General features: G+C 30.9%; 6 protein-coding genes. 3 read left to right on the forward strand and 3 right to left on the reverse strand.

From position 1 onward, the window contains the following. Together J5G60_RS17150 and scpB are read left to right on the forward strand one after the other, a co-directional pair. The coding region (locus tag J5G60_RS17150) for a segregation/condensation protein A (protein WP_207876593.1) at nt 1-224 on the forward strand (224 nt) is incomplete at its 5' end. Further along, nucleotides 211-780, forward strand: coding sequence for an SMC-Scp complex subunit ScpB (scpB, locus tag J5G60_RS17155; RefSeq protein ID WP_150357841.1), 570 nt, complete (start codon nt 211-213; stop codon nt 778-780). The genes J5G60_RS17150 and scpB, both read left to right, overlap by 14 nt. A gap of 73 nt (nt 781-853) precedes the next feature. On the opposite strand, the gene ytfJ is transcribed toward scpB, so the two are convergent. Both ytfJ and J5G60_RS17165 read right to left on the reverse strand, forming a co-directional pair. Then, complete coding sequence (gene ytfJ / locus J5G60_RS17160) at nt 854-1321, reverse strand: GerW family sporulation protein (protein WP_150357840.1); 468 nt, start codon at nt 1319-1321, stop codon at nt 854-856. A gap of 32 nt (nt 1322-1353) precedes the next feature. After that, a complete protein-coding gene (locus J5G60_RS17165) occupies nt 1354-1896 on the reverse strand; it encodes a DUF2953 domain-containing protein (protein WP_150357839.1) in 543 nt (180 codons plus the stop codon). A 162-nt stretch (nt 1897-2058) separates the two neighbouring features. On the opposite strand from J5G60_RS17165, the gene J5G60_RS17170 reads away from it, so the two are divergent. Further along, the gene (locus J5G60_RS17170; RefSeq protein WP_150357838.1) at nt 2059-3162 is read left to right on the forward strand and encodes a D-alanyl-D-alanine carboxypeptidase family protein; all 1104 of its coding nucleotides are present in this window, start codon (nt 2059-2061) and stop codon (nt 3160-3162) included. An 85-nt stretch (nt 3163-3247) separates the two neighbouring features. Here the strand turns inward: J5G60_RS17170 and J5G60_RS17175 are convergent, their stop codons facing one another. Beyond that, a complete protein-coding gene (locus J5G60_RS17175; protein ID WP_150357837.1) occupies nt 3248-3727 on the reverse strand; it encodes a hypothetical protein in 480 nt (159 codons plus the stop codon). Nucleotides 3728-3808 lie beyond the last annotated feature (81 nt).

Below are 3808 nucleotides of genomic sequence, written 5' to 3' on the forward strand. Positions count from 1 at the left end.
TTCTATCTTCGTCTTCAGCTTCATATGTGTATAAGATACATATATATAAGAGAAAAGAAGTTAAATTTTCAACTATTATAAAAAACTGTTCTTTTAAAATAGAAAAGATAATTACATTTCTTGCACTTTTAGAGCTTATAAAACTTAAAGTCATATTTGTAGTGCAAAGTGAAAATTTTAGTGAAATTTACATAGAAAGGATAAATGAGAATGAAAAGCAGTGATGATAAAAGTAGCTGTGAGGCCACAGAGAAAGGAAAACTATCAGAGAATAAGTATTTTTCTATAATAGAGTCTTTATTGTTTGTTTCTGGTGAATCTCTTGGTATTGAACAAATTGCATCCATAATAAAATGTAATGTAGAATTTACGAAAAATTTGATTGATGAGATGAGTAGTATATATAAAAAAGATTGTAGAGGTATAGAGATTCTAAGAGATAATAACAGATATAGGCTGGTTACAAAGGCTGAAAACAGCAGTTATGTTGAAAAACTGTTGAAGAATAATTCAAGACAAGCTTTATCTCAAGCGTCACTAGAGACTTTGGCCATTGTCGCTTACAAACAGCCTATAACGAGAATAGATATAGACGAGATAAGGGGGGTAAAAAGTGATAGAGCCATATCCACTTTAATTGAAAGAAGACTTATAAAGGAAAATGGAAGGTTGAATGTGCCGGGAAGACCTATATTGTATGGTACTACGGAAGAATTTTTAAAATATTTTGGATTTGAAAATTTGGATAATATGCCTAATTTAGATTCTATAATTGTATGAAGAACAAAAGTTAAGAGTTAAAAACTCAGCTGTTTTTTTTGATTTATAACTCTTAACTATTAATTATTAATGGTTAACTGTCGTAGGAGGAACTGTCTTCACCGTGATTTTTTTCTTTATTTTCATCATCTGTCTTGTGATAAGAGGTATCTTTGTTTTTTCTGTTCTTGGAACATACCATTCCCCGAAGCAGATCCATTATTTGAGGAATAGAATCTATTACTTTTTCACAGGTGTTATTTTGATTTAAGGACAGCAGCCTTACAGAGTCACCTTTTGTAACTAAAAAAGCTACTGGTTTTACCGTAACTCCAGCACCTGAGCCTCCACCAAAAGGGTAGTCGGGTCTAGGTACTTCATCGTGCTGCAGATCAAATTCACTTCCACCGGATGCAAACCCAAAGGACACTTTTGAAATGGGTATTATCAGAGAACCGTCTTTTGATTCCACTGCATCCCCTACTATGGTATTGACATCTATCATTTCCTTTAGATTTTCCATAGTACTCTTTAATAAATTTTCTATAGGATGATTATCCATAAAAACTCCTCCTTATAAATCTTAAATTGTTATTATGCAAAATTGCTGTCTATTGAATTATTTGATTTTTTAGACTGCCTTTTATATCTAGATAACTTTATATATACATAGATAATTTTAACTAAACTTATATAAATTATACTTGTTATTTCTAGTTCGAAACGTGAACTGTTGAAATCAGGCTTTATGTTATCATGATATTTTTTTATATGAAAAAATCCGTTTAACCTGTTGAAGAGAAATATTTTTAATGAGCATATGGCCCCGTATACAAGCGCTGTATAGGCAGCATCGCCTAAACCATAGCAAAGTTTTACATCTACTTTAACTGAAAATCTAGCCTTTACGTTTTTAAGTTCCGATGATTTAATTACATTTATAAGGGAAACAAATCTATTTTTTTCTGCAGTATTTTTGGGAGAAGATCTACCTAGTACAATTTTATTTGTTATATTCAAATTATATATTTGAAAGAGAAGTTGTCTGTTAATGTATTTTATTTTTATCTTTAAGGGTATTGGAAGAAATAACACAATGGGGAATATTAGAATAAATAGAACAGGTAGTATACTCATATATTTCTCCTCCGGATTCAATATGATCTATTGCTTAATAGTATTTACCGCAATAGTAAATTATATACTAATCTGGAACAAGTTTTAATAGTAATATATTTATTTAGGGAAAAAATATTCACAATAATATATTCATTATAGGAAGGAGCAATTTGTACTATTATGAAGATAAAAAAAATTTTATTGTATTTTATAGTGATTTTTATTATTGCTAATATGTTTCCAAATAAAGTAATGTCAGAAGATAAGGAGAGATCTTCTGAAAAGATCAATGTAGATGCCAGGTGTGCTGTAGCCATAGACAGCAATTCAAAAATTGTTATATATGAAAAAAATGCCTATGAGTTAGTCCCTATGGCAAGCACAACTAAAGTCATGACTACACTGGTGGCATTGAAGTATGGAAAATTGGATAAAAAAATAAAAATTTCTTCTAAGGCGGCTGGGATAAAAGGCTCTACAGTGGGATATAAGGCTGATGAAAAAATAACTTTGAGAGAACTTTTATATGGTCTTATGCTCCGTTCGGGAAATGACGCAGCTGTGGCAATAGCAGAGGCAATAGGGGGAAGCATAGAGGGCTTTGCAAAACTTATGAACGAATATGCCGATGAAATAGGTATAATAAATAGTCATTTTGAAACTCCTCATGGCCTTGACAGGGAGGAACACTACTCCACCGCATATGATCTGGCTGTAGCTACATCTGTAGCCAAGAAAAATCCAACATTCAATGAAATTGTAAGTTCAAGAGATGTAGATGGAAAAGAAAAAGGATTTACTAGAAGTTATCACAATATAAATAAGATCCTTTGGGAGATACCGAATGCAAATGGAGTTAAAACGGGGTATACGGGAAAAGCAGGAAAATGCTTGATAACTTCTGCACCTGTGCAGGGCAATGATGTGATAATAGTGGTTTTAAATTGCCCTAAAAGGTGGAAAGAAACCGGTAAGATATATGAATATATAGATAAAAATTATGACTTCCAAAAATTATATTCAAAGGGAGATAGAGCATTAGAATTAAAGGTAAATAGAAAGAATTTAAGGCTTGAATATGAAGATGATATTGTAGTTCCTGTGAAGAAAGGATGTAAATATACCAGTAAGATTGTAAAGCCTAAAAAAATAAATTACACAGTCAATAAAGGTGATAAAATAGGCATGATCTGTATATACGAAGATGGTAAAAGAGTATACAAAAATTTTTTAAGGGCGTCTAATACTGTAAGAGTAAGAAGACTTCTTAACTGGACATTTTAGAACAATTTACAATGTACAGTTCACAATTGATGAGGATTTTCGGCTGAACCGAAAATCCTCATCAATTTGATATTTAAAGGAATAATTAATGACAGTAGAATAAATTTTCTTTTTTGGAATCTTCTATTAAGTCAAATCTTTTTACGGACTTGAAATTATTGTTCTGTATATTTTCAAGCGCATTTTTTAAGAATTCTCTACTGAATTTAATTTGAGAATTTGCATTCAATCTTCTCTGCATTATATAATCTATATGTTCAGGAACGGTGCTGAATATATAAATGGGAAATAAGTGGCTTATGACCTTGTTTGTAAGGGCATATTGATAGATGGAGGCATCTATAATGATACCGTTGTATATATTAAAACAGTGGGCAAAGCTTCTGCTGTAATTTTCATTTATATGTACACGCAATATGCCTTGTATTGCAGGGACATCCATATCCACATACTTGCATAGTTGATAGATTAGTGAAGATATTAAAGGCCCGCTGTTTAAAATTGTGTATTTACTTATACAATATTGGCATAGGTTTTTAAAAAAATTTTTTTCAGATTTCTTCATGTAATTTACCTTTCCCTTCTAAGTAAATATTATAATTTATTTTTTAAAGAAATACCATATTGTATGGGCACTAAGTTAAGG

This window comes from Clostridium sp. HV4-5-A1G, assembly GCF_900184915.1.
GTDB classification, from domain to species: Bacteria; Bacillota; Clostridia; order Clostridiales; family Clostridiaceae; genus Clostridium_B; species Clostridium_B aromativorans.

What these genes read in the sequence shown, in the direction of transcription:
- scpB (WP_150357841.1), top strand. Translation starts at nt 211, where the DNA reads ATGAAAAGCAGTGATGATAAAAGTAGCTGTGAGGCCACAGAGAAAGGA.
- J5G60_RS17165 (WP_150357839.1), bottom strand. Translation starts at nt 1,896, where the DNA reads ATGAGTATACTACCTGTTCTATTTATTCTAATATTCCCCATTGTGTTA.
- ytfJ (WP_150357840.1), bottom strand. Translation starts at nt 1,321, where the DNA reads ATGGATAATCATCCTATAGAAAATTTATTAAAGAGTACTATGGAAAAT.
- J5G60_RS17170 (WP_150357838.1), top strand. Translation starts at nt 2,059, where the DNA reads ATGAAGATAAAAAAAATTTTATTGTATTTTATAGTGATTTTTATTATT.
- J5G60_RS17175 (WP_150357837.1), bottom strand. Translation starts at nt 3,727, where the DNA reads ATGAAGAAATCTGAAAAAAATTTTTTTAAAAACCTATGCCAATATTGT.